The organism is Pseudarthrobacter sp. MDT1-56 (genome assembly GCF_059383555.1).
On sequence record NZ_JBWZCK010000010.1, the window covers coordinates 169,314 to 194,961 of the forward strand.

General features: G+C 67.7%; 30 protein-coding genes and 1 pseudogene. 13 read left to right on the forward strand and 18 right to left on the reverse strand.

Features of this window, described 5'->3' with window-relative positions:
* Positions 1–42 precede the first annotated feature (42 nt).
* Complete coding sequence (locus AC50YC_RS15080) at positions 43–666, forward strand: FMN reductase (protein ID WP_494952919.1); 624 nt, start codon at positions 43–45, stop codon at positions 664–666.
* A gap of 65 nt (positions 667–731) precedes the next feature.
* On the forward strand, positions 732–1,091 hold the full coding sequence (locus tag AC50YC_RS15085) for a TFIIB-type zinc ribbon-containing protein (RefSeq protein ID WP_494952920.1): 360 nt from the start codon (positions 732–734) through the stop codon (positions 1,089–1,091).
* A 17-nt stretch (positions 1,092–1,108) separates the two neighbouring features.
* On the opposite strand, the gene AC50YC_RS15090 is transcribed toward AC50YC_RS15085, so the two are convergent.
* Both AC50YC_RS15090 and AC50YC_RS15095 read right to left on the reverse strand, forming a co-directional pair.
* Positions 1,109–1,681 (reverse strand): hypothetical protein, encoded by a 573-nt coding sequence (locus AC50YC_RS15090; RefSeq protein ID WP_494952921.1) that lies wholly within the window; start codon positions 1,679–1,681, stop codon positions 1,109–1,111.
* A 4-nt stretch (positions 1,682–1,685) separates the two neighbouring features.
* Positions 1,686–2,153 (reverse strand): hypothetical protein, encoded by a 468-nt coding sequence (locus AC50YC_RS15095; protein ID WP_494952922.1) that lies wholly within the window; start codon positions 2,151–2,153, stop codon positions 1,686–1,688.
* 626 nt (positions 2,154–2,779) lie between these two features.
* Here AC50YC_RS15095 and dnaB point away from each other — a divergent pair.
* Positions 2,780–4,162, forward strand: a complete 1,383-nt coding sequence (gene dnaB, locus AC50YC_RS15100) for a replicative DNA helicase (protein ID WP_024367946.1) — start codon at positions 2,780–2,782, stop codon at positions 4,160–4,162.
* Between the two features lie 3 nt (positions 4,163–4,165).
* Here the strand turns inward: dnaB and AC50YC_RS15105 are convergent, their stop codons facing one another.
* Together AC50YC_RS15105 and AC50YC_RS15110 are read right to left on the reverse strand one after the other, a co-directional pair.
* Complete coding sequence (locus AC50YC_RS15105) at positions 4,166–5,140, reverse strand: acyl-CoA thioesterase (RefSeq protein ID WP_494952923.1); 975 nt, start codon at positions 5,138–5,140, stop codon at positions 4,166–4,168.
* Positions 5,141–5,282: 142 nt separating this feature from the next.
* Complete coding sequence (locus tag AC50YC_RS15110) at positions 5,283–5,717, reverse strand: DoxX family protein (RefSeq protein ID WP_494952924.1); 435 nt, start codon at positions 5,715–5,717, stop codon at positions 5,283–5,285.
* 146 nt (positions 5,718–5,863) lie between these two features.
* Here AC50YC_RS15110 and AC50YC_RS15115 point away from each other — a divergent pair, with 146 nt between their 5' ends.
* The 3 genes from AC50YC_RS15115 to AC50YC_RS15125 all read left to right on the forward strand — a co-directional run bounded on the left by AC50YC_RS15115 (position 5,864) and on the right by AC50YC_RS15125 (position 8,354).
* Positions 5,864–7,219, forward strand: a complete 1,356-nt coding sequence (locus AC50YC_RS15115) for an MATE family efflux transporter (protein ID WP_494952925.1) — start codon at positions 5,864–5,866, stop codon at positions 7,217–7,219.
* Positions 7,220–7,310: 91 nt separating this feature from the next.
* Entirely contained in the window at positions 7,311–7,904 is a 594-nt protein-coding gene (locus AC50YC_RS15120; protein WP_494952926.1) for a hypothetical protein, read from the forward strand.
* Positions 7,905–7,988: 84 nt separating this feature from the next.
* Positions 7,989–8,354, forward strand: a complete 366-nt coding sequence (locus AC50YC_RS15125) for a hypothetical protein (RefSeq protein WP_494952927.1) — start codon at positions 7,989–7,991, stop codon at positions 8,352–8,354.
* Positions 8,355–8,376: 22 nt separating this feature from the next.
* On the opposite strand, the gene AC50YC_RS15130 is transcribed toward AC50YC_RS15125, so the two are convergent.
* Complete coding sequence (locus tag AC50YC_RS15130; RefSeq protein ID WP_494952928.1) at positions 8,377–8,919, reverse strand: CGNR zinc finger domain-containing protein; 543 nt, start codon at positions 8,917–8,919, stop codon at positions 8,377–8,379.
* Between the two features lie 177 nt (positions 8,920–9,096).
* On the opposite strand from AC50YC_RS15130, the gene AC50YC_RS15135 reads away from it, so the two are divergent.
* A complete protein-coding gene (locus AC50YC_RS15135; protein ID WP_494953066.1) occupies positions 9,097–10,050 on the forward strand; it encodes an EamA family transporter in 954 nt (317 codons plus the stop codon).
* A 67-nt stretch (positions 10,051–10,117) separates the two neighbouring features.
* Here the strand turns inward: AC50YC_RS15135 and AC50YC_RS15140 are convergent, their stop codons facing one another.
* Positions 10,118–10,381 (reverse strand): hypothetical protein, encoded by a 264-nt coding sequence (locus AC50YC_RS15140; protein WP_226775617.1) that lies wholly within the window; start codon positions 10,379–10,381, stop codon positions 10,118–10,120.
* Between the two features lie 176 nt (positions 10,382–10,557).
* On the opposite strand from AC50YC_RS15140, the gene AC50YC_RS15145 reads away from it, so the two are divergent.
* Positions 10,558–10,830, forward strand: coding sequence for a DUF2277 domain-containing protein (locus tag AC50YC_RS15145; protein ID WP_494952929.1), 273 nt, complete (start codon positions 10,558–10,560; stop codon positions 10,828–10,830).
* 37 nt (positions 10,831–10,867) lie between these two features.
* Here the strand turns inward: AC50YC_RS15145 and AC50YC_RS15150 are convergent, their stop codons facing one another.
* The 8 genes from AC50YC_RS15150 to AC50YC_RS15185 all read right to left on the reverse strand — a co-directional run bounded on the left by AC50YC_RS15150 (position 10,868) and on the right by AC50YC_RS15185 (position 18,758).
* Positions 10,868–13,219, reverse strand: a complete 2,352-nt coding sequence (locus tag AC50YC_RS15150; RefSeq protein WP_494953067.1) for a heavy metal translocating P-type ATPase — start codon at positions 13,217–13,219, stop codon at positions 10,868–10,870.
* A 116-nt stretch (positions 13,220–13,335) separates the two neighbouring features.
* Positions 13,336–13,566 (reverse strand): heavy-metal-associated domain-containing protein, encoded by a 231-nt coding sequence (locus tag AC50YC_RS15155; protein ID WP_494952930.1) that lies wholly within the window; start codon positions 13,564–13,566, stop codon positions 13,336–13,338.
* Positions 13,567–13,633: 67 nt separating this feature from the next.
* Positions 13,634–13,981, reverse strand: a complete 348-nt coding sequence (locus AC50YC_RS15160) for a metal-sensitive transcriptional regulator (protein ID WP_494952931.1) — start codon at positions 13,979–13,981, stop codon at positions 13,634–13,636.
* A 239-nt stretch (positions 13,982–14,220) separates the two neighbouring features.
* Positions 14,221–14,766 (reverse strand): DinB family protein, encoded by a 546-nt coding sequence (locus tag AC50YC_RS15165; RefSeq protein WP_494952932.1) that lies wholly within the window; start codon positions 14,764–14,766, stop codon positions 14,221–14,223.
* A gap of 24 nt (positions 14,767–14,790) precedes the next feature.
* Positions 14,791–15,303 carry a universal stress protein gene (locus AC50YC_RS15170; protein ID WP_494952933.1) on the reverse strand — a complete coding sequence of 171 codons (513 nt, stop codon included), beginning with the start codon at positions 15,301–15,303 and terminating at the stop codon, positions 14,791–14,793.
* Between the two features lie 39 nt (positions 15,304–15,342).
* Positions 15,343–16,614, reverse strand: coding sequence for an MFS transporter (locus AC50YC_RS15175; RefSeq protein WP_494952934.1), 1,272 nt, complete (start codon positions 16,612–16,614; stop codon positions 15,343–15,345).
* Positions 16,615–16,618: 4 nt separating this feature from the next.
* Positions 16,619–17,329 carry an arsenate-mycothiol transferase ArsC gene (locus AC50YC_RS15180; protein ID WP_494952935.1) on the reverse strand — a complete coding sequence of 237 codons (711 nt, stop codon included), beginning with the start codon at positions 17,327–17,329 and terminating at the stop codon, positions 16,619–16,621.
* 43 nt (positions 17,330–17,372) lie between these two features.
* Positions 17,373–18,758, reverse strand: a complete 1,386-nt coding sequence (locus AC50YC_RS15185) for an NAD(P)-binding domain-containing protein (RefSeq protein WP_494952936.1) — start codon at positions 18,756–18,758, stop codon at positions 17,373–17,375.
* A gap of 92 nt (positions 18,759–18,850) precedes the next feature.
* Between AC50YC_RS15185 and AC50YC_RS15190 the strand changes: the two genes are divergently transcribed.
* From AC50YC_RS15190 to AC50YC_RS15205, 4 genes are all read left to right on the forward strand, one after another.
* The gene (locus AC50YC_RS15190) at positions 18,851–19,201 is read left to right on the forward strand and encodes an ArsR/SmtB family transcription factor (protein WP_494952937.1); all 351 of its coding nucleotides are present in this window, start codon (positions 18,851–18,853) and stop codon (positions 19,199–19,201) included.
* Between the two features lie 77 nt (positions 19,202–19,278).
* Entirely contained in the window at positions 19,279–19,479 is a 201-nt protein-coding gene (locus AC50YC_RS15195; protein WP_494952938.1) for a hypothetical protein, read from the forward strand.
* Positions 19,480–19,595: 116 nt separating this feature from the next.
* Complete coding sequence (locus AC50YC_RS15200; protein WP_494952939.1) at positions 19,596–20,735, forward strand: WD40/YVTN/BNR-like repeat-containing protein; 1,140 nt, start codon at positions 19,596–19,598, stop codon at positions 20,733–20,735.
* 5 nt (positions 20,736–20,740) lie between these two features.
* Positions 20,741–21,028 carry a MoaD/ThiS family protein gene (locus AC50YC_RS15205; protein ID WP_463900452.1) on the forward strand — a complete coding sequence of 96 codons (288 nt, stop codon included), beginning with the start codon at positions 20,741–20,743 and terminating at the stop codon, positions 21,026–21,028.
* Between the two features lie 5 nt (positions 21,029–21,033).
* Here the strand turns inward: AC50YC_RS15205 and AC50YC_RS15210 are convergent, their stop codons facing one another.
* From AC50YC_RS15210 to AC50YC_RS15220, 3 genes are all read right to left on the reverse strand, one after another.
* On the reverse strand, positions 21,034–21,270 hold the full coding sequence (locus AC50YC_RS15210) for a hypothetical protein (protein WP_354171346.1): 237 nt from the start codon (positions 21,268–21,270) through the stop codon (positions 21,034–21,036).
* 154 nt (positions 21,271–21,424) lie between these two features.
* On the reverse strand, positions 21,425–23,119 hold the full coding sequence (locus tag AC50YC_RS15215; protein ID WP_494952940.1) for an alpha-amylase family protein: 1,695 nt from the start codon (positions 23,117–23,119) through the stop codon (positions 21,425–21,427).
* The gene (locus AC50YC_RS15220) at positions 23,116–24,111 is read right to left on the reverse strand and encodes a TIGR03885 family FMN-dependent LLM class oxidoreductase (protein ID WP_494952941.1); all 996 of its coding nucleotides are present in this window, start codon (positions 24,109–24,111) and stop codon (positions 23,116–23,118) included. The genes AC50YC_RS15215 and AC50YC_RS15220 overlap by 4 nt, the downstream gene beginning before the upstream one ends.
* A 108-nt stretch (positions 24,112–24,219) precedes the next feature.
* Between AC50YC_RS15220 and AC50YC_RS15225 the strand changes: the two genes are divergently transcribed.
* Complete coding sequence (locus tag AC50YC_RS15225; RefSeq protein ID WP_494952942.1) at positions 24,220–25,296, forward strand: ATP-dependent DNA ligase; 1,077 nt, start codon at positions 24,220–24,222, stop codon at positions 25,294–25,296.
* A 160-nt stretch (positions 25,297–25,456) separates the two neighbouring features.
* Here the strand turns inward: AC50YC_RS15225 and AC50YC_RS15230 are convergent.
* Positions 25,457–25,648, reverse strand: a pseudogene (locus AC50YC_RS15230) (MFS transporter); the annotation flags it as partial.

Below are 25,648 nucleotides of genomic sequence, written 5' to 3' on the forward strand. Positions count from 1 at the left end.
TATAGGCGTTTGTGGCCGTGACACAACTTGAGGAGCATCCCCGTGGAATCCCGCCGTATCACCGTACTCTCCGCCGGACTCGGCGTCCCGTCGTCGAGCCGCCTGCTGGCGGACCAGCTGGCCGCCTCCGCGGAACGGCACCTTGCCGCGGCCGGTTACGCCGTCGATATCCAGGTGCTGGAGCTGCGCGACCTCGCCGTGGATATCGCCAACAACTTCGTGACCGGCTATGCCGCACCGAAGCTGGCCGGGGTGATTGCCGGAGTCGAGGCCTCTGACGGCATCATCGCCGTCAGCCCGGTCTTCAGCGCCTCCTACAGCGGCCTTTTCAAGTCGTTCATCGACGTCCTTGACCCAAAATCGCTCGAGGGCAAGGCAGTCCTGCTCGGCGCCACTGCCGGAACGGATCGGCACCAGATGGTCCTGGACTTCGCGATGCGGCCCCTGTTCACTTACCTCCGCACCCGGATCGCCAGTACTGCCGTCTTTGCCGGCCCCCAGGACTGGGGCAACGACGACGGCGGGTCACCCCTCTCGACGCGGATCGACCGGGCGGCGGGGGAGTTCGTCGGACTGCTGGAGGGGACGCAGCCGCGCCGGACGCCCGCGGCCGTGGAATCGCTGCCGTTCGAGCAGCTGCTCGCCGGTATTTCAGGCCGGCCCTGACATCTCCGGCTGCGCCAGCGAACGATTCAGCGTCCCGGCTCGTTGTGCGGGACATGAAGTGTCCTGTGGATTCAATTGACCTGATCATGAGCGAACGCGGTGGCGTCGAGATCGACTACTGCCCCCAGTGCCGCGGCGTATGGCTGGACCGGGGGGAGCTGGACAAGATCCTGGACCGCGCCGCCGAGACCATGGGGCCGTCCGTCTCGGCGCCGCCGCTGCCGCCGGTGACGCCCGGCCATATCCCGCCGCCGCTCTACAACATGGACCCGCGCCGCGACGACCCGCGACGGGACGACCGGCGTCCGGATGACCGCCGCTATGACGACCGCCGTGACCGGCCGCGCTATGACCAGCCCCGGTATGACGACCGCCGCCGTCCCAAGAAGAAGGAAGGCTGGCTCGGCGAGCTGTTCGACTTCTAGTTCCCAGGGCCGGAAAGTCAGTCCTCGAGGAGGGCGATGAATTCGCGCGCCTGCTTGATGGAGATGTCCGAGTGGCGGGTGAGGGCCTCCGCGGCGGCCTCGGTGTCGCCGCTCCTGGCCATGGTGCGGATCCTGCCGTAGATCTCGTCGTTGAGCATGTTGCTGCTGACCTCGCGGGTGACATCGCCCTTGCTGGCAATCGCCCGGTACCGGTAGGCAAAACGCTGCGGGGCGTCGTCGTCGTCCTCGCTGGGCGCCTGCTCGGGTGCCTCAGGCCGGAAGGGCTGCGGGTGGGCAGCCAGGGCCCCCACAGCATCGCGCGAGGCCCGCAGGCCGTCTCCTGTGGCCTCGAAGTACAGCTTGATGGCGGCCATGGCCTGGCCCTGGGCGATCAACGCGTAAAGCCGGCGGTGCTGCTCCTGGCTGAGTTTGGCGGCGGCGGCACGTGCGAGTTCAACCGGATCCCGTCCCGCCGGTGGGGCAGCTTCCGGCCGTGACCGCGTGCCGCGGCGGCCGAGGGCGCGGGCGCCCAGCAGGACACCGGCTACAACGAGCACCAGAATTAGCAGGGGGATAAGCAGGGATTCCATGAAACTACAGCCGATCTACATATTTCTTGGCGGTCAAAAGATCTGAATGGGTCGCCTGCCGCAGCAACTTGATGGCCTGCAGCTTCTTGCCGCTCCTTGCCATCGACTGGAGTTGCAGGGCGAACTGTGGGTTCAGCTGGCCGCCGGGCAGCACATGCCCCTGGTAGCCCGGCTGCCCGGCGGCGGGTGCCAATCCCGTCTGGGCACGCAACGCGCTGCGCGCATGATCGGCCTGCTGTGACTGCTGCTGTTCATTCTGGCTGGGGCGGGTGACGGCGTCCACGCGGGCCCGGGCGGCGGTGGCGGCTTGGATCTGGGCCGCATAGTGGGCCTGGGAGCGGACGGCCAGTTCCTGCTGGTAGCGCTCCGCGTCAGACACCCCGGTATCGCGGGGCCTGAGGGCCGTGGCAAAGGCCCAAAGCACTGCCGCCAGGATGAGGGCAGGCAGTATGACTAGCAGTACATCGCCCATGGGAAGAGCTTATGTCAGATCGCAGTTATCCACAGCACATTCCGCAGTAGGCATACCGTGCGTCGCCGTGGCGTCAATGCCGGGCTATCTCGTGATGACCATCACCAAATGTGCATATTTCCGGCGTTGTGTGCCCTCTTCTGCCGCTGGCTATCCCCAGCCGCTACCCGCAAGCTGTGGATGAATGTTGACCGAAAATTCTTTTGTGTCCACACGGTGATTCTGGCGTTTCCCCACGTCAGAGGCTGATTGCTGGTAGAAGAAAATTTCTATCCACAGCTGTTCCCACAGGCTGTGCACAAGCAGGAGGCAGTAGTGCACAGGTTATCCACAGGTGGGGCGGCCGGTCGGGTTGGTGCCTGCTCCGGCGGGGGATAACGTTGCTGGATATCGAGCCGTGGATACCGAATCCGATGCAGGCTTCCTTCTCAATCCCGGCCCCTGGGCCTGGACCGGGCTGTGGAAAATCGGCAGTTCCGGGAGGCAGCCAAAGTGTCGGGGCCCGCTGATAGAACTTAACCCGTCAGGCTTGCGCCGGGGTTGGCGCCAGCGGGCACCAAGGCCCATGGCACACGCGTCGCCGGCGTACGGACATCCGCCGAGGCACACAATGGAGGACGGCAGTTTTGTCAGTTACGCATCTGGACTCAGTCGAGGGGACTCGGGGAGCCGAAGGCAGCCGCAAGCCGCCCCAGGACATTCCCGCCGAGCAATCCGTGCTGGGCGGCATGATGCTGTCCAAGGACGCCATCGCCGACGTCGTCGAAATCCTGCGCGGCGTGGACTTCTACCGCCCTGCGCACGAGACGATTTACGAGGCCATCATCGACCTCTACGGCCGCGGCGAACCTGCCGACGCCGTCACCGTCTCGGATGAACTGACCAAACGGGGCGAGATCAACCGGATCGGCGGCCCCGCCTACCTCCACGAGCTCATCCAGACCGTTCCCACCGCCGCCAATGCCGGGTACTACGCCGAAATCGTGGGCGAACGCGCGGTCCTGCGCCGCCTGGTCAACGCCGGCACCAAGATCGTCCAGCTCGGCTACGGCCAGGACGGCGAGGTCGAAGACCTGGTGAACCAGGCGCAGGCGGAGATCTACGCCGTGGCAGAGCGCCGCACCGCAGAGGACTACGTTGTCCTCAAGGACGTGATGGAGTCCACCGTGGACGAGATCGAAGCGTCCGGTCACCGCGAGGAGGGAATGACGGGCGTTCCCACCGGCTTCTACGAACTCGATGAGCTCACGCACGGCCTGCACCCCGGCCAGATGATCGTCATCGCTGCCCGCCCCGCCGTCGGCAAGTCCACCTTCGCTCTGGACTTCGCCCGCTCCGCGGCCATCAAGAACAACCTCGCCACCGTGATGTTCTCCCTGGAAATGGGCCGGAACGAGATCGCGATGCGTCTGCTGTCCGCGGAGGCCACGATCGGCCTTCAGGACCTGCGCAAGGGCACCATCAAGGACGAGCAGTGGTCCAAGATCGCCACCACGATGGGCCGGATGAATGACGCCCCGCTCTTCATCGACGACAGCCCCAACATGTCGCTGATGGAAATCCGGGCCAAGTGCCGGCGCCTGAAGCAGCAGCATGATCTCAAACTCGTCATCCTTGACTACCTCCAGCTGATGAGCTCCGGTAAGAAAGTGGAGTCCCGCCAGCAGGAGGTCTCCGAGTTCTCCCGTGCGCTGAAGCTGCTGGCCAAGGAGCTCCAGGTCCCCGTTATTGCCCTGTCGCAGCTGAACCGTGGCTCCGAGCAGCGCCAGGACAAGCGGCCGATGGTCTCGGACCTGCGTGAATCGGGTTCCATTGAGCAGGATGCCGACATGGTCATCCTGCTGCACCGTGAAGACGTCTATGACAAGGAATCGCCGCGTGCCGGCGAGGCGGACATCCTCATTGCCAAGCACCGTAACGGGCCCACCAAGGACATCGTGGTCGCCTTCCAGGGCCACTACTCGCGGTTCGCCAACATGGCGGCCGACGCCGGGGGCGGCGGCTTCTAACGGCTACTCGCCGCCGGCCCGGAGCAGGTGGTTGGGCAGCCGGTTCCCCGGTGCCCGGCCACGGATCTCCAACAGTTCGCGGGCGTGGGCGTGCAGCCGCTTGTCCTCCTCGGACACCGGCACCCACTGCGGGATCGGGACGGATGTGCCGTGCTCGTCCCGTGCCACCATCACGGTCAGGCAGTACGTCGTGAGCTCCAGCTCGCGTCCTTTGGGATTTCCCGACCGGACATGCACCGCAATGTGCATGCCCTTGGTTCCGGTGTAGACGAGTCGGGCCTCCACCTCCACCACGTGGCCGATGAGCAGCGGGCGGTAGAACCGCACGCCACCGGAGAAGACGGCCACCGTATCCATCCCGCAGTACCGCGAGGCGCAGACGTAGGCTGCTTCGTCGATCCATTTCATGACTATGCCGCCGTGCACTTTGCCGCCCCAGTTCACATCCGTGGGGGCAGCCACGAAGCGGAGGACAACGTTCTCGGCCGTTCCGGCGTCGGTATATTCCTGTCCGCTCATCGCCTGGACGATGTCCTCGCGGACCTTGATCCGCGCCAGCGCATGGTCGCGCTGTTCGATTTCTTCCGGCGTCCTAGGCTCAAACTGCGCCACCGGGATGGGCTTGCCATCAGCGCCGACAGCCACAAAGATCACCATGCACTGGCTGCGCATCGTGGCCGGGCCACCCTTCGGATCGCCCGAGGACACCACGGTGCGGATATGCATGGAGGACCGGCCCGTATAGACGATCGTGGCCGTGACCTCAACCATGTCCCCGCTGTTGACCGGGTCCGCGAAGTGGATGTTCCCCACGTAGGCCGTCACGCAGTAGGACTTGGACCAGCCGACCGCCGCGGCATAGGCCGCCTTGTCCACCCACTCGAGCACGGTGCCGGCGTCGACCGAACCGCTGTGGCCGACGTCGGTGGGCGCGGCGAGGAAGCGCAGGGTTACGGCATTGGCAGCAGTCTCACTCATGGAAGTGAGTTTACTGACGGGCCGCGGAAGCGTCGCGGGCGGGGACACAAACGCGGTCCGGGACGCCACACAAGATAAGACGGCGGGCGGCCGCCTGTTGGTGACCGCCCGCCGGCACGCACCGCCTGGCGCTGGAAATTCCTTAGGCCAGGACGTTGAGCCTGGAGCCGGTGCGGCCGAAGAGGGCCTTGTCCACGGAGACCTTGCCGGCGCCGACAAGGGCCACGGCCAGGGCGGCGGCGGCCAGGATGAGTACCAGCTCGTAGCCGCCGGTGGCAGCAAAGATTCCTGCCGGGGCATGGACCAGGAACAGGGCGCCAAGCATATTGACCGCGAGCAGGGCGGCGAATACGCGGGTGAGCACACCCAGGATCAGTGCGATGCCGCCGACAAGTTCCAGCGTGGCGACGACCGGCGCTACGAGGTTGGCCGCCGGGACGCCCATCTGAGCAAAAGCGGCCTGCGTCCCTGCGATGGTGAACTCGTTGAATTTCTGCCAGCCGTGGGCGGCGAAGAGGAATCCGGTGACGATGCGCAGGATGGTGCGGGCCGTGGTGGTGAGTGTGGGCTGGTTCATGGGGATGCCGTTCTGAGGTAGGGACCCCAGCGGGGCAGTCCGCCGAGGATTTAGTTGAAGTTTCAACTTATAGTTTTCCTGCATATAGTTGAAATGTCAACTAATGCGAAGCTGTACGACGCTGGCCGTGCCGCTAGGGTGGTTCCGTGCCAGCCTCCGCCCCGCCTCCCGCAGCCGTCCCGTCCGCGGCGGGCCGCCGGCGGGAAATTCCGCGCCTGGCAGTCCCGGCGTTCGGGGCGCTGATCGCCGAACCGCTGTTCCTCCTCGCGGATGCGGCAATCGTTGGTCACCTCGGAGTGGCGCAGCTCGCCGGCGTCGGACTGGCGTCCGCGGTGCTGCATACCGTGGTGGGGCTCATGGTGTTCCTTGCCTACTCCACCACTCCGGCCGTGGCGCGGGCGATTGGCAACGGGCAGCTGACCAGGGCCCTGGCCGCCGGGCGGGACGGTGTCTGGCTCGCCCTGCTGCTTGGACTCGTCCTGGCCGCCGCCGGGTTCCTCGCCGCCGAACCGCTCCTGGACCTGATGGGCGCCCGCGGTGAAGTGCGGGCCTTCGCCGTGGACTACCTGCGCTGGTCGATGCCCGGGCTAGTCGCCATGCTGCTCATTTTCGCCGGCACCGGCGTGCTGCGTGGCCTGCAGGACACCCGCACGCCGCTGTTCGTCGCGGCCGCCGGTTTCACGCTGAACGTTGTGCTCAACCTCTTCCTGGTCTACGGGCTGCAGTGGTCCGTTACCGGCTCGGCAATTGGCACAAGCATCGCCCAATGGGCCATGGCCCTGGTCTACGTGGTCATGGTCCAGCGCAATGCCCGCAACCACGGCGTGTCCCTCCTGCCCGACTGGCGCGGCATCCGGGCCCTGACCAGAGTGGGCTCGTGGCTGATGCTGCGGACTCTCAGCCTGCGCATCGCGATCCTCGCCACGGTGGTGGTGGTCACGGCCCAGGGGGAGGTCAACCTGGCCGCCCACCAGCTCGCGATGACCATCTTTACCTTCCTGGCGTTCGCCCTCGACGCCCTCGCCATCGCCGCGCAGGCCCTGATCGGCAAGGAACTCGGCGCCTCCCGCCCGGCTGCGGCGCGCGAGCTCACTGGAACCATGGTCCGCTGGGGCCTCGGGTTCGGGGTACTGGCCGGGGTCCTGCTGGCGGCCGCGGCACCGTGGGCGGGGCTGCTCTTCACGTCCGACGCGGACGTCCGGGCCGCGCTCACGCTGGCGCTGTGGGTACTCGCTGCCGGGCAGCCGCTCGCCGGCTATGTTTTTGTCCTCGACGGCGTGCTGATCGGCGCGGGGGATGCGAAGTACCTGGCGCTGGCCGGCGTCGTGAATCTCGCCGTGTATCTGCCGCTGCTGCTGGCGGTCCGGCAGTCCGGGGCCGACGGCGGTGCGGGCCTGCTCTGGCTGTGGGCGGCGTTCTCGGTGGGCTACATGGCCGCCAGAGCTGTGACGCTCGGCCTCCGCGCGCGGACGGACCGGTGGATGGTGCTCGGCTCACACTGAGCCGCCCGGCTTTCCCGCCGCGTCCTCGCCCCGGCCCCGCCGCGTCCCGTCCCGCGCGGGTGAGGGTGCGGCTTGGCACTAAACTGGTCGGGTGACTCTCCCCGCAGACCCTGACGCCTCCACCGCCCTGCCCGCCGCGGCGGATCTCTGGAAACCCGTGCTGGTCCGGGCCGCCCTCGCGCTGGCATTCGGTGCCGTGACCGTGTTCTGGGCTGTGCCATCCACGGAGGGAATGGGCTGGGCTGGCGGGCTCTATCTGCTGGCCACGGGTGTGGTGCTGCTCTGGAGCGTGAACAAGACCGGGCTCCGCGCCGGGTCCGCGTCCAGCAAGGCCCTGTCAGCCGCCGGCGCCGTTCTGACCGGAACCGGCGCCACAGTCGGGCTCATGTCCGGCGACCTGGTCTTCGGTATCCTGGCCGCCCTGGGACTTGGCCTGGCCGGCGCCGCAGAGCTCCACCTCGGTATCACCAACCGCGGCCGGTCCGTGCTGGCCCGAGACTGGATCGCCTCCGGTGTGGTTGGGGTGGGCACCGCATGCCTGCTCCCGTTCTTCATTGACCTTGGACCACACGCACTGCTCGGCGTCGCCGGCGGCGGTGCCATCATCAGCGGGGTGCTCTGGATGCTGGCCGGGCTGACCTTGCGGCACGATGCACGGGCTGATTCCGCGGAGGCCGTAAACTAGTACCGACAGGTTCTACCTTGCGTAGAACGATTGCGGCATCACAACTGCCACGCCTGGCGGCGTCGGCTGCAGGAGGAAAGCACCTTGGCACAGCAGAAATCTGGAGAACCGCGCAAGCTGCGCACCTCGGTCAAGGGACCGCTTATGTTCTCCGCGTTCTGGGCTGTGCTGGCCTTCGTTGCCACGCTCATTTTCGCCTCCGGCGGCAGCGCCAAGACCCCGCGCTTTGACCTGGCCTTCACTGCCGCCGGCATCGCCTTCATTGTGATTCTGGTGGTGCTCGCCATGCTTTCGATGGGCCACAAGCCCAACGACGAGCAGCTCGGCAAGGGGTCCGGCGTCAACCTGAGTTCCCGGAACTCCGGGCACGGCGGCCACCCGGCGCAACCCGGGTCGGATGCCGGCGCCCCGGACGCCGGGCCCCACAGTTCCGGCGACGACGTCCGCTAGGACCGCGCGCCGTACGACCGGCTCAGGACGCCGCCTTCCGGGCGCGATAAGCCGCCACGTGCGCCCGGTTCGCGCAGTTGCCGGTGTCGCAGTAGCGCTTGGAACGGTTCCTGCTGAGGTCCAGCACGACGGCGTCGCAGTCCTCGGCGGCGCACACCAGCATGCGGTCCATTTCCTTGCCGCGGATGACATCGACCAGGGCCATGGCGGCCTCTGTGCTCATCCGATCCGCCAGCGGAGCCTCCGGGGTGGTGGCGTGCAGGTGCCAGTCCCATTCATCGTGCTTCACGAGCCGGGGGAGCGCGTGCGCCTCCCGCAGCAGCCGGTTCACGGTGTCCACGGCGGTGGATTCGTCCGCGAGCCAAAGGGCGGCGAGCTCGCCGCGGAGGCGGTGCACGCTGGCAAGTTCCGCCGCGTCCCGGGTCCGCGAACCGGTGAATCCCTCGGCTTCCAGAAACCGATCCAGATCTTCGGCCGTGGACAGGTGCTCATCCCCGTTGGCCGCCGAGTTGATCAGGTTGACCACAGACCGCAGGGCCACTTCTGTGTCAGGGGCAAAAAGCATCTTGACTCCTTACGTCGGCGTGGCGTACTGTCATGAGCATAACCCTACTTTACTCCTGACAGGAGGCAGCCCGTGTCTGCCGCACGCCGCACCGCCGAAGCTCCGGCCACGATCGACGCCGGACGGCGCGCCCCCGGGACGCCCGGGGCCGGCAAGCCCGGCGCGGCATCAGCTTTCATGGCGTCGGGCCTGGGGGTTGCCTTGTTTTCCTCGGCCGTGTTTGGTCTCTCCGGTTCCTTTGCCAAGGCGCTGCTGGAGACCGGCTGGACCCCCGGGGCAGCCGTCACCGCGCGCCTCACCGGGGCGGCCGTCATCCTGGCCGTTCCCGCCATTCCGGCGCTGCGTGGGCGCTGGCACCAGCTCAGGGACAACTGGCTCACGGTGTTGCTCTTCGGCCTCATCGGGGTCGCCGCCTGCCAGCTGTTCTATTTCAACGCGGTGGCGCGCCTGTCGGTAGGGGTCGCCCTGCTGCTGGAATACCTGGCACCCGTGATTATCGTGCTGTGGCTCTGGGCCGCCAGCCGCAAACGCCCGCGGCCTTTGACGATTGCCGGAACTCTGCTGTCCCTGGGCGGGCTGGTCCTGGTCCTGGACCTCACCGGGGCTGTCAAGATCGACCTCATCGGCGTGCTGTGGGGGATCGCGGCCGCGGTTTGCCTGGCCATCTACTTCTTCATCACGGCCAAGGAAAACGACACACTCCCACCGATCGTCCTCGCCTCCGGGGGACTCATGGTCGGCGCCGTCATTATGTGGCTCGCCGCGGCAACCGGCCTGCTGCCGATGGCGTTCAGCACGGCCGACACCCGGCTGGGCCCCTGGGTTACCCCCTGGTGGGTGGCCCTGGGTGGACTCGTCGTGCTGGCCACCGTGCTCGCCTACGTATCCGGCATTGTGGCGGCGCGGGCACTCGGCTCCAAAGTGGCGTCCTTTGTCTCGCTGACCGAGGTCCTGTTCGCCGTCGTCTGGGCGTGGTTGCTGCTGGGTGAACTGCCGGGCCCCATCCAACTCATGGGCGGGCTGCTGATTGTTGGCGGCGTCGTGCTGGTACGGCTGGACGAGTTGCGGACCCCCGCCGGGGCCGGCCCGGCGGCGCTCGACCACGCGAACGACGTCGAACCCGTGCCGTAGGTAGGGTCCGACAAAACCGGCCCGGACGCTGTAGCGTCCGGGCCGGTTGGATTCTGTGGGCTTCTGCCTAGCGGGAAGCGCTTTCCTGCTCCGTGGCGTTGCGGCTGGCCTGCTTGCCGGCCTCCTGCAGAGCCTGGGAGACCTTCGCCAGGGCGGCAACGTGCTGGCCGTTCCATTCGCTGCGGAACTTGTCGGCGTCCGGACCCTTCCAGTCGGTGCCCTCAAGCACCTTGGTCAGCATCGATTTCTGCTTGTCGATCTCCGACGAACCTGCCTGCAGCTTAGTCCCAAGAGTCTTGAGCTGAGCAATGTCTGCACCCCAAATAGCCATTCGAAAAATCTCCTCAGTGGTAGAACCGGACCCGGGCCCTGTAGGCGCCCCCCGGCGGATCCCGGCTGCTCCGGAAGATCCAATGCCCCCAAACTATCCTGCCTGCCGAAAAAGTGTCGATGGGCAGCCCTCCCCATGCCCTCGATCCCAAGCGCCTTGGCACCTAGCATGGAGGTATGTGCCGAAATATCCGGACCCTCCACAATTTCGAACCGCACGCTACCACCGCCGAGGTGGAAGCCGCTGCGCTGCAATACGTGCGCAAGATCAGTGGCAGCACCAAGCCGTCCAAGGCCAACGAGGAGGCCTTCAACCGGGCGGTGCACGAGATTGCCCACGCCACCCAGCACCTGCTCGACTCCCTGGTGACCCACGCCCCGGCAAAGGACCGCGGGGAGGAAGAGGCCAAGGCGAAGGCCAGGGCTGCCGTCCGCTTCGGCGCGGCCTGACGGGCGGATAGACGGGCGGCGCCCGGCCAGCGGCGGCCTACTTGCCGAAGCTGCGCAGCCGCAGCGAGTTCGCCACGACCAGCACGGAGCTGGCGGCCATCGCGGCGCCGGCGATCATCGGGTTGAGCAGGCCCAGGGCCGCCACCGGGATCCCGACGGCGTTGTAGAAGAAGGCCCAGAAGAGGTTGGTCTTGATGGTGGCCAGGGTCCGGCGGGACAGCTCAATGGCCTGGACGACCTGCCCGAGTTCGTTGCCCATGACCGTCAGGTCCGCGGCCTCGATGGCGACGTCAGTCCCGGAGCCCATGGCGATGCCGAGGTCCGCCTGGGCCAGTGCCGCAGCGTCGTTCACGCCGTCGCCGGCCATGGCCACGGTGGCGCCGCCGGCCTGCAGTTTCCGCACGGCCTCGACCTTGCCCTCCGGCAGCACTCCGGCGTACACGTCCTCCGGAGCGATGCCGACGGCGGCTGCCACCTGTGCGGCGACGGCGGCGTTGTCCCCGGTCAGGAGGATCGGCCGGAGCCCGAGCCCCCGGAGCCGCTGGATCGCGGCGGCGGAGCCCGGCTTGAGCGTGTCACGCAGGCTGATGATTCCGGCCGGCTCCCCGTCCACGGCAAGCCAGACCGCGGTGGCACCGGAGCCCTCGGCATTGGCCAGGGCCTCCAGTTGCGCCGCGGTGGGGGCGATGCCGTTCTCCTGCAGCCAGCCCGTGCGGCCGGCCGTCACGAGCCGGCCCCCGACGGTGCCCTGGACCCCGCCGCCGGGCGCGGAGCGGAAGCTGGCGACGGCGGGAAGGACGCCGGCGTCGTTGTCGCGGCGCTCCGCCGAGAGTGCGGCAGCGGCGACCGCGCGGGCAATCGGGTGTTCTGATGCGGCCTCGACCGCGCCGGCCAGGCGGAGAACCTCAGCCGGGCTGAAGGTTCCGAACACCTCGGTGCCGTCGACGGCCAGATGCCCGCTGGTCACGGTGCCGGTCTTGTCCAGCAGGATGGTGTCAACGGTCCGGGTGTCCTCAAGGACCTGCGGCCCTTTGATCAGGATGCCCAGCTGCGCCCCTCGGCCGGTCCCGGTGAGCAGCCCCACAGGGGTGGCCAGGCCCAGGGCGCACGGGCAGGCGATGACCAGCACGGCGACGGCGGCCGTGAACGCGGCGCGCAGTTCGGCGTCGCTGATGTCGGGCGTGGCTGCCAGTAGCCAGGCGATGAAGGTGACCGTGGCGATGGCCAGGACCACCGGCACGAACACCGAGCTGATCCGGTCCGCGAGGCGCGCGATCGGTGCCTTGCCGGTTTGGGCCTGGGAAACCAACCGGCCCATCTGGGCCAGTGTGGTTTCGGCGCCGACGCGCGTGGCGCGGACCAGCAGCCGGCCGGAAGTGTTGATGGTGGCGCCCGTGACCGGACTGTCGGGGCCGACTTCCACCGGCACTGACTCGCCTGTTACCAGCGAGGCGTCGACCGCGGAGGACCCCTCGACGACGACGCCGTCGGTCGCAATCTTCTCGCCGGGGCGGACCACAATGAGGTCGCCCGCCCCCAGCTGATCGGCCGGGATCTGCTGCTCCTGGCCGTCGCGGAGGACAGTGGCATCCTTGGCGCCCAGGTTCAGCAGCGCCTTGAGGGCGTCTCCGGCCTTCTGTTTGGCATTGGCCTCCAGGTACCGGCCCAGGAGCAGGAAGGTGGTGACGACCGCGGCGACCTCGAAGTAGAGCCCGCCGGTGCCCATCCCCTCCATACCCTGCGGGTGGTCGGTCATTTGCGGGTCCACGAGGAGTTGCCAGGCCGAGAAGACGTAGGCCGCGGTCACGCCGATGGAGACGAGCGTATCCATGGTGGAGGCGAGGTGCCGGGCGTTGATGGCGGCGGCCCGGTGGAACGGCCAGGCGGCCCAGGTGACCACCGGCAGGGCCAGGGCTCCTGCGACCCAGCCCCAGTTGGCGAACTGGAAGGCCGGGAACATGGAAATCAGGAACACCGGGATGGTGAAGATGGCCGCTACGATCAGGCGCGGGCGGAGCTTGGCCGCCGGGTGGGTCGCAGCGTGGTCGCCTCCGCGCGCCGCCGGTCCGCCATGCTCGGCATGCTCGCTCGTGCCTCGCTTAGACGCATGCTGCCGCATGCCGGCACCGTCGGCGCGCGTGGGCAGCTCACCGGCGGTTTCATCCCGCGCACCAACGGCGCCGGATTCGATCGTCGTGGCTGGGTATTGGGGAGTGCGGACGGTGGCCTTGTAGCCTGCTGCCGCTACGGTGGCGGTGATCTGGGCGTCGGTGACGGCAGCGGGGACTGTGACTTGGGCTGATTCCAGGGGCAGGTTGACGGTGGCGGTGACGCCGTCGAGCTTGCCGAGCTTGCGTTCGACCCGGCCGACGCAGGAGGCGCAGGTCATCCCCTCGATGTCGAGCTCGATCACCCGGCTTCCGGGCTGGTCCAGCAGTTGCTCTCTACTCACGATGTTCCCTGTCCTCCTGGTGTGCGCTGCGTGGTGTGCCGGGCCGGTGGTGCTCAGGATTCGTTGGACACGACCAGGTATCCCGCCTCGGCAACGGCCTCGCCGATTTCGGAGGCTGTCAGGGCCCCGGTGGAGGTGATGGTGACGGTGGAAATGCCGCCGGAGTTGAGGTCCACGTCGATTGTCTCGACGCCGGCCAGTGACTCAAGCTCTTCGCTGACGGAGGATACGCAGTGGCCGCAGGTCATGCCGGAAACGTTGACGGTGGTGGAAACGGTGCTCATGGCTTGCTCCTTGTGGGTGGGCTGCTGGTGGTTCGCCAGCCCCGTTGGGTGGTGGGTGGTGTCGCCGCTACCGCAGCAGGCGGCCGATGGCATCGGTGGCCTCTTTGACCTTGAAGTCGATGGCCTCGGCCCGCAGCGCCGCGTCCGGTTCGGAGGCGGCGCCGACGACGCAGTGGCCGATGTGCTCCTCCACCAGTCCGAGGCTGACGGCGTGCAGGGCTTTGGTGACGGCGGCGACCTGCGTGAGGATGTCGATGCAGTACTTGTCCTCATCGACCATCCGGGCGATGCCGCGCACCTGACCCTCGATTCGTTTCAGCCGCAGCAGATAGGCGTCCTTATTGGAGGAGTAACCATGCTGTTGATGCTGCTGGGCGTCCGCTGGTTCCACGGCGGGGGTTTCGGGCTCGTTCATGAACCAAACATATACCCCCAAGGGGTATAGCGCAAGTACCCTGCGGGGGTATCCCTTTGCCGGTCACAGGGCAGAACGTTCCGGACACAAAAGAGCTCCGGAGTGCGTTATTGGGGGATACGCACTCCGGAGCTGTCTTTGGGTCGGCGGTCGTTTTCCCGCCTACGGATTCAAGCTTACGTGGCCGCAGGTGGAGAAAGCCAGCACCCCGAATAACAACATTCATTTTATTTCCGGGATCACTGTTGCTCCCCCGGAGCCGCGTCCAATGACAACTGGGCCGCGTGGAAATCGAAATGCGCCACGGGGTACGCGTAGACGTCGGCCAGGGTCATGGCCTCTTTGAAGAAGGGGTCCCAGCGCGTCGGGAAGTACATCCGGCGGGCCAGGCCAGGTTCCGTCTCCCGCCGCAGCCGCCGTTCCAGTGCCGAGGTCACCCGGCGCAGCTTGGCGGCCATTCGTCGGCGGTTGAAAATTCGCGCGCCTCCCTTGGAGCCCCAGTAGTTGACGGCGTCGAACGGGGCGGTCCCGGCGTTCAGCAGCCACGCGAAACCGTGGTTAACGGGAACAGGCAGCCGTCCGAAGATCCGCACCAACGGAAGCAGGGCCAGCACCACAACATAGCCGAACACCATGTGGTACAGCAGCTCCTCGTTGGTCCAGCGGGTGCCCGCACTGCGGCGGCGGAGCGTTTCGGGCGAGGCGGCTGCCAGGGTCGCTTCGAGCCCTGCGCAGTTGCGCCGGTACGCGGCAATGACGGCTTCCCGGTCCAGCGGTACGGTCACGCCGGCCCACAATCGGACAACATGTCAGGAGCTGTTTCTTGTTCGGTGGTGGACGGCGGCCCGGACCGGAACGATGAGGATCGGATGGTCCTGATGGTGGCTAAGCCATGCGGCCACCGATCCGTTGAGGGCTGCGGAAATCCGGTGACCCAGCCCCGGCTCCGGTGTGCCCACGATGATCATCGCGGCCCCGACCTCGGCTGCCAGTCTGCCCAGCGCCCGGGCCGGGTCTCCGGCCAGCGTCCGCAGGGTCCAATGGATGCCAAGGGCGTCGCAGGCTGAGCCGATGTTGTTCCGCAACTCCTGGGTCACGGCCCGGATTTCAGCGTTGTCAGTGTCCGGATGCAGGGAGAGCCGGTGCGCGGACCGCGCCGGATCCCACTCCACGAGATAGCTCGCCTCATCGACATGGGCGCAGATCAGCGGCGCGGCGAGTTTCGAGGCAAGTGAGGCGGCAGTCTGCAGCACTTCGGGGCTCTGCCCCGGGAGCACGCCGACCACGAGGGGCGGCGGACCACTCGTGCGTTCAGCGGACATACTCAATTGTGTCTCCCGCCCTGCGCCGGGAACAGGGACTTACTCCCCGGACTTTCCGCGGGCCAGCGGTGCGGAATCCGTCCGGTCCGTGCCGGGTGGCCCCTTGCGGGGTGCCGCTCCGACGGTGAGCAACGCTCCGGCAGCCAGGGCGGCAAGGCCGGCGGCGCCGGCCATGGCGTATGTCATCCCGGTGTAGCTGCCCAGCCAGCCGGCCAGCGCCGGGCCGGCAGCGGGCGCCAGCGCCGTCACCGCGGTCAGCGGGACGGCAAAGCGCCCCTGCAGGGCGCCCAGATTGGACATGCCCCACCGCTCGGCCACGATCGTGGCCTGCAGCAGCGTCTGGCAGCCGCGGACCGCCCCGGCGAACACTCCCGCCGCGATCAGCAACCCCGGCGGCCCCGGGAGGACGGCGAGTGAGAGGACCGCTGCGGCGGCAGCCCCGGCGATGGTGGCCACACGGGCACGGGCAGGAATCCCGGCGAACAGGAGCCGCCCGCCGACCTGCCCCGCCCCCACCAGGCCGAGGCCCAGCGCAGCGGCGGCGTAGCTGGCCCCTTTTTCCATCAGCAGCGGAATGATGTTCAGCGTCACCGTGTAAAGCCCTAGGCACAGCAGCACCATGAGCGCCTGCAGGCCCAGAAACTCCGGGCTCCGGGCGATGGTCCGAACCCGTAGGCGATCCCCGGCGGACCGGGCGGGGTGCGCCGCGGCCGGCCAGGTGCGGTTGAGGAAGCGTGCGTGCAGCGGGACCGTCACCAGCCCCAGCAGCGCGGCGAGGACCAGGAAGGTGCTGCGCCAGCCGACGGCGGCGGTGAGGCCTGCGGTAAGCGGGACGAAAATCGTGGAGGCAAAGCCTGCCAGGAGCGTCAGCGTGGTGAGCGGACGGACCCTGTCGCGGCCGTACCAGCGGCTGATCACGGTGAACGCCGGCTGGTAGAGGATGGCGGCCTGGGCGGTTCCTGCCAGCAGCCATGCGGCCGCAAACAGCGGCAGGTTCGGGGCCAGGCTGACCAGCACCAGCGCCAGGACGCCAACCAGTGAGCCACAGACCATCAGGGTCCGCGGCCCGGTGCGGTCGAGCACCCGGCCCACGTGGATGCCGGCGAGGGCTGACACCAGCAGCCCGGCGGAGAAGGACGCCGTCACCAGGGCAGGGTCCCAGCCGGTGTCCTCGCTGATCGGCCGCACAGCGGCGGGAAGGGAGTAGTAGAGCAGGCCCCATCCCGTCGTCTGGGTGATGCACAGCGAGACCAGGCCGCCCCGGGGAGCGCCGGCAGCGGCAGGCTGCGGTGGCATCTCGGGAGCGGCCATGGGCTCAGTCCGCAGCGCTGCCGTGGGAGCTGCTGCGGGAAGAGTCCGGCGCGCCCGTGCCGCGGCCACGCGTTTCCAGCAGGGACGAAACGAGGCCCCTGACCCGGTCGTGAATCTGGTCGCGGATCGCCCGGACGGTCTCTACCGGCTGCCCGAAAGGATCCGTGAGGTCCCAGTCCTCGTAGCGTTTGCCCGGGTAGATGGGGCAGGAGTCGCCGCAGCCCATAGTGATCACGACGTCGGAGGCGCGGACGACGTCGTCGGTCAGCGGCTTGGGGTACTCCCGGGACAGGTCCAGCCCCATTTCCTCCATGGCGGTCACCACGGCAGGGTCCAGTGCCGACGCCGGCATCGAGCCCGCCGAGCGCACACGGATCCTGCCTTTGGCCTCCACGTTGAGCAGGGCCGCAGCCATCTGGGAGCGGCCGGCGTTCTGGACGCAGACAAAAAGCACCTCGGGAACTTCGCTGACCACGGCATTCTTTGACTTCGCCAGGGCGGCGAGCCGGTCGTTGGCGAAGTGCTCGGTGGTGGCCGGCAGGTACGTGCTGATCTTTGCGGTCCGGGCCAAGGCGGTGTAGGACTCGAAGACGTAGCGCTCGACGGTCTCGCGCGCGAAGACGCCCGCGAATTTCTCAGCCAGGCGTGCACTGATCCGGTGCAGCAGTTCGGTATTGTCCTGCAGCCCCAGGCTGTGATCAGGGTGGTCGGTCATGGCATTACTCCAGTGTGATTAGTGGACGAATGCAAGGGGCAGGTCAGTTCTCGCCGGAGCGGCCGTGGGCCAGCCCGGTCGGGAACCCGACGAGGACGGGCTCGGGCGCTCCGCAGCAGGCGCCCGGGGTTTCGGAGACAAACCCTGCCGGTACCGAGGCGGGGACGTCGCAGCTGGTGCCGATGTCGGAGGAGCAGACGCCGGTTTCGGGAAGTTCGAGCTGGACGGTGTCGGCAGCTTCCTGGTCTCCGGCCAGGGCCGCGGCGACGGAACGGACCTGCTCGTAGCCGGTGGCGAGCAGGAAGGTCGGTGCCCGCCCGTAGGACTTCATGCCGACGATGTAGAAGTCCTGTTCCGGGTGGGCCAGCATTTTGGCGCCGTGCGGCTCCACGGTGCCGCAGGAGTGAAATTCCGGGTCGATTAGCGGGCCGAGCTCACGCGGGGCTTCGACGCCCGGGTCCAGTTCCAGCCGGAGTTCCCGGAGGATGTCCAGATCGGGGCGGAAGCCGGTGGCTGGAACCACGACGTCGGCCTCGAGGGTGCGGCTGTCCGTGGAGGTCACAGTGACGGCGCCGCCGGACGCTGCGAGGGCGGCGATCCCGAAGCCGGTGTGCAGTTCCACTGCGCCGGACTCGACGAGGTGACGGAGCCGGCTGCCGAGCTGGCCGCGGGCGGCGAGGCCGTCGTCGTCGCCGCCGCCGTAGACCTTGGCGGCGGAGGTGCCGCGGATAGCCCAGAGGATCCTGGTCTCCGGTGACTGGCTCGCGAGTTGGGAGAGGTTGATCAGGGTGTTGGCGGCGGAGTGGCCGGCGCCAACCACGAGCACGGTGCGGCCCTCGAAGCGGTCACGGTCACGGTCCAGGACATCCGGCAGTGGTGAGGAAATCCTGTCAGCTGCGGCGGCTTCGCCAAGGGCGGGCAGGCCGGAGGTTCCCAGCGGGTTGCGGGTGGACCAGGTGCCGGACGCGTCGATGACGCCGGCGGCCCGGTAGTCGCGGACTTCGCCGTCGGTGTGTTCGACCCGGACCACAAAGGCTGCGCTGTTGCGGTTGCGGCTGTGGGTTTTGTCCATGCCCTGTCGCGTCACGGCCACGACGCGGGCGCCGGTGTGCAGTCGGGGCGAGATCGCGGGAAGTGCAGCCAGGGGCGTGAGGTACTGGTCGATGAGTTCGCCGCCGAACGGCAGCTCCGTGGCCTCCGGCGCCTCCCAGCCGGTCCCGGCGAGCAGGCGAACGGCCGCGGCGTCAGTGTTGAACTGCCACGGGGAGAACAGCCGGATGTGGCGCCACTGCTCGATGGCGGCGCCCGCGGTTGGGCCGACCTCAAAAATCAGCGGCTCAAGACCGCGCTCCAGGAGGTGGGCGGCCGCGGCGAGGCCGACCGGGCCCGCTCCGATGACGGCAACGGGAAGATTGGTGGTTTCAACCATGGTGACCTCTATCCGGAAAGATTGATAATGATCGATATGGTGAGTATGTCCCTCTATATCGACGCCTGTCAATATGAGTGCATAATGGAAGCATGACAACACAGCAGATTGTTGAGTCCACGTCGGCGGAAGCCTGCTGCACCGTCTCCGGGATGCCGGTGCTCGGCGCGGAAGAGGCGCAGGGCAAGGCCCTGCTCTTCAAGGCCCTTGCCGATCCGAACCGTCTGCGGCTGTTGTCCATCGTGAAGGCGTCCGACGGCGGCGAAGCCTGCGTCTGCGACCTTACCGAGCCGCTGGACCTCGGCCAGCCCACGGTGTCCCATCACCTCAAAATCCTCGTTGACGCCGGTCTGCTGCACCGCGAAAAGCGGGGCACCTGGGCCTATTACTCGCTGGTCCCCGGCGCACTGGAGCGGACAGCGGACGTGCTCTCGGCCCTGTAAGCCGCCAGAGCCATGCGGCACTTGAACACCTCCGGTGCGGGGCCTAACGTGGAAGACCTCAGGAAAGGGTGACCGCCATGGAAATCTTCATGTGGTGGCTGGATCTGGATCTGGCGAGCAAGGAGTGGCTGCGGGGGAACCTGCGGGCCACCGAGCTGCCGCTTGCCGTGCTGCAAGGCATTGCCGAAGCCGGTGGTCCCCACCCCGATGACGTTTCCGGGGTGCTCACCGACGCCGACTGGGACTTCATCGAGACGCAGTCCGAATTCGTCGACTGACACGCCCCGTCCCGAACACAATAAAGACAGGCAGCTCCGAGGGGCAGCCCGGGCGGGGACAAACCCGAGCGGAAAAACCATTGCGGGCATCTTTCGGTGGTGGTTCCATAAGGGGCATGGCTACCGCAGAGAGTTATGTCCTGGCAATCGGCACCAAGAAAGGTCTCTGGCTCGCGACGAGCCCGGACCGCAAAGACTGGTCCCTTTCCGGCCCGCACTTCCTGATGAGTGAAGTCCCGAGCATCGGCATCGATACGCGAGACGGCCGGACCCGCATTCTGGTCGGCGTGCGTTCGGAACACTGGGGACCCACCGTGTTCCACTCCGACGACCTGGGCGAAACGTGGAACGAGCCCGAGGAAGGCGCCATCCGCTTCCCCGAAGGCACGGACGCTGCCTTGGAACGCGTCTGGCAGATCCACCCCGACGCCGAATCCCGCCCCGGGGTCGTCTGGGCCGGCTGCGAGCCGATTTCAGTCTGGAAATCCACCGACGGCGGCGAACACTTCGAGCTCAACCGCGGCCTCTGGGACCACCCGCACCGCGCTGACTGGGGAGCAGGCTACGGCGGCGCCGCGGCACACTCAATCGTCGTCGACCACACCGGCGAGAAGGTGCACGTCGCGATGAGCACCGGCGGCGTCTACCGCTCGCTCGACGGCGGCAGCTCGTGGGAGCCGCGCAACAAGGGCATCTCGGCCTATTTCATGCCCGACCCCAACCCGGAATTTGGCCAGTGCGTGCACAAGATCGCGGCCGATGCCGCCGTCGACGGCCGCCTTTATGCGCAGAACCACCACGGCGTCTATCGCAGCGACGACGACGCCGAGAGCTGGGAGTCGATCGCGGAAGGACTGCCGGCGGACTTCGGCTTCGTGATGCTCACGCATCCCCACCGGGCCGGCACCGCCTGGGTAATCCCGCTGAAGGCCGACGGCGAGAGGATCCCGCCGGAGGGCAAACTGGCGGTCCACCGGACCGACGACGCGGGTGCGAGCTGGAAGCGGCTTGACGACGGACTCCCGGCAGCGGACTTCAACTCCGTGCTCCGTGATGCCGCCTGCGTCGACGCGGCGGAACCGGCCGGCGTGTACTTCGGCACGCGCGGCGGCAGCGTCTATGCCAGCGCCGACGAGGGGGAACACTTCGCCGAGGTGGCATCGCACCTGCCGGACGTGCTGTGCGTCCGGGCCACGGCCGTCGCCCCGGCCGTCCTCTCCGGTTCCGCGGGGTCCGGCGCCGCCGTGAGCGCCTGAGAACCGTGGCCGGCATCAGTGTGGTGCTGCCCAGTGTGCTCCAGCCGCTGGCCGGCGGGCAGTCCTTCCTGACTGCGCCCGCAGACACCGCGGTGACCGTGGAGGGTGTGCTGGACGTGGTGACCGGGGAGTACCCGGCGCTGTCGAGGCGGTTGCGGGATGAGACCGGGGCGATCCGACGCTACGTGAATATATACGTCAACGGGAATGAGATTCGCCGCCTGCAGGGCCTGGCCACCGAGGTTTCCCCGGGCCAGGAGGTCCTGATCATCCAGTCCGTCGCGGGGGGCTAGCCGTCTCAGGCGACCCGCCAGAGACTGCACTCGTCCGTGTTGATGGCCTTCCGGGTTCCGGACTGCCGGTCCATGATCCAGACCACGCCGATTCCGGGTGCGGTTTCCTGGACGCTGCCGCGGCGGATCACGACGTCGTCGTAATTCGGGCCGACCCTGAGGCGCGCCTCGATCTCGTCTCCGCGGTGCAGCTGATCCAGGGCACGGATGCGGGTTACATGGGCTTTGGCTTCCTTCAACATGGCGGGGCCTCCTGGACTGGAGAGTGGTGCCTGCTCTTGCCGGCACCTTCAGTGTCCTGCGCCAATGTTGCCGCCGCGTTTCGGCCCGGTAAGACGTGGGTAAGCGTTCGACGCCGGGGGAGTTACCGGCGTCGTCGGCCCGGCTGGCGGTACCTCATGGGATATAGCGTTCCCCCGGGCGCTGGATCCGGAACCACCGGTAGCCGTAACGGTCCAGTTCCAGCTCGAAACCGCCGTCGTGCGCCAGCTCGACGTCCTCCCCGTCCAGCAGATCCCGCAGATAGGCGCCCTCGAAACCCGGCTCCGGGTCCCCGGCGGAGGTCAGGTTCGCGGCCACGGAGGCTGGCTCCGCCCCGAAATTGTGGGCCAGGACGACGGTCGAGCCGGCCCAGGTGCATCGGTGCAGAAGCACCTTCTCAGCGGGTTGCTTGATGAGTTCGAAGTCGCCCCACCCCAGTTCGGGGCTTTCCCGGTAGCGCTGGATCAGCGTGGCCATGAAGTTCCACAGTGAGTCGGGATCCCTCTTCGCGGCGGCGGCGTTGATGTTCTTCGGCGCGAAGTAGCCCTCCACCACCTGTGCCACCAGATCCTTTGCTGGCGCAGTCGAGAATCCGCCGTTTTCGGTGTCATTCCATTGCATGGGGGACCGCACGGCCGAGCGGCCCTTCGCCGTCAGGTCCTCGCCCATGCCGATCTCCTCGCCGTAGAACAACACCGGGGTTCCGGGCAGCGCGAACATCAGCGAGTAGACCATGCGGATCCGGGCGGGGTCGCCGTTGAGCATGGTGGGCAGCCGGCGGCGCAGGCCGCGGCCGTACATCTGCATGTCCTCGTCCGGTCCGAACGCGGCAAAGACCTCCTCGCGTTCGGCGTCGCTGAGTTTGTCCAGGGTCAGCTCGTCGTGGTTGCGGACGAACATGGCCCACTGGTTGTCCGGGTGGATCTTCGGGCGGGAGCTGAGCGACTTGGCCAACGGCCGGGCGTCCTCCCGGGCGAGGGCCAAGTACAGGTTTTGCATGGACAGGAAGTCGAACTGCATGTTCAGCTCGTTTCCTGCCGCGCCGCCGAAGTACTTCACCTGGTCCTTGTAGGGCACGTTGACTTCGCCCAGAAGCACGCCACTGCCGTTGCGGCGGTTGAGGAAGCTGCGGAGCGCGCTGAGGTAGTCGTGCGGATCGACCTGCGCCGAGCCTTCCTTGGACGTGCCCTGCAGCTCCAGGAAGAACGGGACCGCGTCCAGCCGGAAGCCGTCCAGTCCCAGCTGCAGCCAGAACCCCATGGACTTGGCGATCTCGTCCCGGACCTTGGGATTGGCCACGTTCAGGTCCGGTTGGTGCTTGGCGAACATGTGCAGGTACCACTCACCGGTGGCCTTGTCCTGGGTCCAGATGGACGTCTCCTCACCGGGGAACACCACCTGCTCGGAGGTATCCGGCGGGGTGTCCTTGCGCCACACGTAGTAATCGCGGAACGGGTTGTCCACCGACTTGCGGGACTCCACGAACCAGGGGTGCTTGTCCGAGGTGTGGTTGAGGACGAAGTCCGCGATCACCCGCATTCCCCGGTCCTTCGCGGTCCGGATGAACTCGACGACGTCGCCCAGGTTGCCCAGCCGCCGGTCCACGCCGTACAGGTCCGTCACGTCGTAGCCGTCGTCCTTGTCCGGAGTGGGGTAGAAGGGCATCAGCCAGATGCACGTCACTCCCAGGGCCGCGAGATAGTCCACGCGCTGGATCAGGCCGCCGAAATCACCGGTGCCGTCGCCGTCGCCGTCGAAGAACGTCTCCGGATCCAGGCAGTAGATAACGGCGTTCTTCCACCAAAGGTCCGAGGTCTCGGCGATCCTCACAGCAGCACCTCCCGGTCCTGCCGCGGGTTCCCGGACCCACGAAGCTGCGGGAGGACCTGCTCCGCGAAAGTATGGATGAACGGTGCCTGCTCCTGCCCAACGAAGTGCAGGTACAGCTCGTCGAAGCCGAGTTCGACATATTCGGCCAGCCACTGCGCGTGCTGCCCGGGGTCCGCGGAGATGTTCACGACGGTCCGGACCTGTTCCTCACCGACGTCGGCGCTGACGCCGTCGAAGTGGGCCGCCGTCGGGAGATCCCAGGGGATCGGCGGGGCGAACACGTTGCTGCGCCACTGGTCCAGGGCAACCGCAACGGCTTCGTGCTCCGTCGGCGCCCAGGACAGGTGCACCTGCAGCACGGCCTTGCCCCGGCCGCCGGCATCGCGGTAGGCGGCGAGCATGTCCTTCAGCTTCGCGTGCGGCTGGTTGACCGTGACCAGCCCGTCCGCCCAGGCTGCCCCCCGGCGCGCTGTTTCCACACTGACAGCAGGCGCGATCAGCGGCGGCTTGATCTCCGGCACGTCCCAGATCCTGGCCTGCTGGACGGTGACCAGGCCGTTCCGGGTCACTTCCTTGCCGTCGTGGAGGTCGCGGATGATCTGCACGGCTTCCTCAAGGCGCTGCTGCCGCGTCGCCTTGTCCGGCCAGGCGTCCCCGGTGACGTGCTCGTTCATGTACTCGCCGCTGCCCGGCGCCAGCCAGAACCGGCCGGGGAACATGTCCGCCAGGGTGGCCGACGCGTGCGCGATGATGGCGGGGTGGTACCGCTGGCCCGGCGCCGTCACCACGCCGAGGCGCAGTTTGGTGGTTGCCAGCGCGGCCCCGAGCCAGGACCAGGCGAAACCGGAATGCCCCTGCCGCGCGGACCAGGGCTCGATGTGGTCCGAGCACATGGCGGCGTCGAAGCCTGCCTGCTCCGCCAGCTGAACGTCCTTGAGGAGCTGGCCGGGACTGATCTGTTCGTGCGATGCGTGGAAACCGAGGATAGCCATCGTTAATGTCTACCGTCGGCCCGGCCGGTTGTCGAGGAAAGCCTGCCCGGCCGGTCCCTGCCCGGCCTGCCTCTGGCGGGCGGCGCGGTGCGCGGCCACAATAGGCCTATGCTACTGCCGCTGATGCCCCCGATCGCGCCCATGCTGGCGAAAGCCGTGACGTCCCTGCCCGACGGCGCGCTGATGTTCGAGCCGAAGTGGGACGGGTTCCGGGCCATCATCTTCCGCGACGGCGGAGACGTGGAGATCGGCAGCCGCAACGGCAAGCCCCTGACCCGCTACTTCCCGGAACTGGTCGAGGCGTTGAAGGCAAACCTCCCGCCGCGCTGCGTGCTCGACGGCGAGATCATCATGGTCGGCGCCTCCGGCGACCGGCTCGACTTCGATTCCCTGCAACAGCGGATCCTTCCAGCGGCGAGCCGGGTCCGGCTGCTGGCCGAACAGACGCCCGCGAGTTTTGTCGCGTTCGATCTGCTGGCGCTCGACGACGAGGACCTCACCGCGCGTCCCTTCGCCGAGCGGCGCGCGGCGTTGGAACGCGTACTCGCCGGGAGTGCGGCTCCGATCCACCTCACCGCCGCGACGCAGGACAAGGGAACGGCCGAGGAATGGTTCCACCAGTTCGAGGGGGCCGGGCTCGACGGGATCGTAGCCAAGCCGCTGGAGGGGCCGTACCTGCCGGACAAGCGCTCCATGTTCAAGGTCAAGCACGCACGCACCGCAGACTGCGTACTGGCCGGGTATCGGGTGCACACCTCCGGGCCGGACCGGATCGGTTCGCTGTTGCTGGGGCTCTATGACGACGCCGGCGGACTCGCGAACGTGGGCGTGGTCGGGGCCTTCCCGATGCAGCGCCGCAAGGAACTTTTCGAGGAGCTCCAGCCGCTTGTAACCAGCTTCGAGGAGCACCCCTGGCACTGGGCCCGGCAGGAGGAAGGGAACCGCACCCCGCGCAATGCCGAGGGCAGCCGGTGGAGCGGAGGCAAGGACCTCTCCTTCACCCCGCTCCGGCCGGACCGTGTGCTGGAAGTGAAATACGACCACATGGAAGGCGAGCGGTTCCGCCACACCGCGCAGTTTGTCCGCTGGCGCCCGGACCGGGATCCGCGTTCCTGCACCTACGAACAGCTCGAGGAGCCGGTCAGCTACCATCTGGCCGCAGTGCTGGGGACGGGCAGGGGCTGACCCCGACTTTACGCACCGGCCGTCGCGACTCCGGCGCTGCCGCCCAGTTGCTCCTTGCCCTGCCCCCCGTGGGACATGGAAAAGCCCGACGTGTCCTGTGGACACGCCGGGCTTCCGGTGCTGCGGCCCGGGGACACCGGGCCGGAACGCTGCGGCCGGGTTACTTGAGGCCGAGCTCCTTGGTGGGAATCTTGAAGGATTCCTTGGCGGTCAGGGCCGAGACGGCCGAGATGACGCAGATGACGNGCTGGTGAAGATGCTGATCTGGACCCAGCCCCCGGGCTTGATGCCGCCCATCGCCGCGACGATTGCCGGGGCGAAGCCTGCCATCAGGAAGCCGAGCTGGGTGCCG

Bases quoted from the DNA above. Each gene is read 5' to 3' on its own strand.
- AC50YC_RS15090 (WP_494952921.1), bottom strand. From the start codon at position 1,681: ATGGAATCCCTGCTTATCCCCCTGCTAATTCTGGTGCTCGTTGTAGCC.
- AC50YC_RS15095 (WP_494952922.1), bottom strand. From the start codon at position 2,153: ATGGGCGATGTACTGCTAGTCATACTGCCTGCCCTCATCCTGGCGGCA.
- AC50YC_RS15105 (WP_494952923.1), bottom strand. From the start codon at position 5,140: ATGAGTGAGACTGCTGCCAATGCCGTAACCCTGCGCTTCCTCGCCGCG.
- AC50YC_RS15110 (WP_494952924.1), bottom strand. From the start codon at position 5,717: ATGAACCAGCCCACACTCACCACCACGGCCCGCACCATCCTGCGCATC.
- AC50YC_RS15130 (WP_494952928.1), bottom strand. From the start codon at position 8,919: ATGCTTTTTGCCCCTGACACAGAAGTGGCCCTGCGGTCTGTGGTCAAC.
- AC50YC_RS15135 (WP_494953066.1), top strand. From the start codon at position 9,097: ATGGCGTCGGGCCTGGGGGTTGCCTTGTTTTCCTCGGCCGTGTTTGGT.
- AC50YC_RS15140 (WP_226775617.1), bottom strand. From the start codon at position 10,381: ATGGCTATTTGGGGTGCAGACATTGCTCAGCTCAAGACTCTTGGGACT.
- AC50YC_RS15145 (WP_494952929.1), top strand. From the start codon at position 10,558: ATGTGCCGAAATATCCGGACCCTCCACAATTTCGAACCGCACGCTACC.
- AC50YC_RS15150 (WP_494953067.1), bottom strand. From the start codon at position 13,219: ATGACCTGCGCCTCCTGCGTCGGCCGGGTCGAACGCAAGCTCGGCAAG.
- AC50YC_RS15155 (WP_494952930.1), bottom strand. From the start codon at position 13,566: ATGAGCACCGTTTCCACCACCGTCAACGTTTCCGGCATGACCTGCGGC.
- AC50YC_RS15160 (WP_494952931.1), bottom strand. From the start codon at position 13,981: ATGAACGAGCCCGAAACCCCCGCCGTGGAACCAGCGGACGCCCAGCAG.
- AC50YC_RS15170 (WP_494952933.1), bottom strand. From the start codon at position 15,303: ATGTCCGCTGAACGCACGAGTGGTCCGCCGCCCCTCGTGGTCGGCGTG.
- AC50YC_RS15175 (WP_494952934.1), bottom strand. From the start codon at position 16,614: ATGGCCGCTCCCGAGATGCCACCGCAGCCTGCCGCTGCCGGCGCTCCC.
- AC50YC_RS15180 (WP_494952935.1), bottom strand. From the start codon at position 17,329: ATGACCGACCACCCTGATCACAGCCTGGGGCTGCAGGACAATACCGAA.
- AC50YC_RS15185 (WP_494952936.1), bottom strand. From the start codon at position 18,758: ATGGTTGAAACCACCAATCTTCCCGTTGCCGTCATCGGAGCGGGCCCG.
- AC50YC_RS15190 (WP_494952937.1), top strand. From the start codon at position 18,851: ATGACAACACAGCAGATTGTTGAGTCCACGTCGGCGGAAGCCTGCTGC.
- AC50YC_RS15195 (WP_494952938.1), top strand. From the start codon at position 19,279: ATGGAAATCTTCATGTGGTGGCTGGATCTGGATCTGGCGAGCAAGGAG.
- AC50YC_RS15200 (WP_494952939.1), top strand. From the start codon at position 19,596: ATGGCTACCGCAGAGAGTTATGTCCTGGCAATCGGCACCAAGAAAGGT.
- AC50YC_RS15210 (WP_354171346.1), bottom strand. From the start codon at position 21,270: ATGTTGAAGGAAGCCAAAGCCCATGTAACCCGCATCCGTGCCCTGGAT.
- AC50YC_RS15220 (WP_494952941.1), bottom strand. From the start codon at position 24,111: ATGGCTATCCTCGGTTTCCACGCATCGCACGAACAGATCAGTCCCGGC.
- AC50YC_RS15225 (WP_494952942.1), top strand. From the start codon at position 24,220: ATGCTACTGCCGCTGATGCCCCCGATCGCGCCCATGCTGGCGAAAGCC.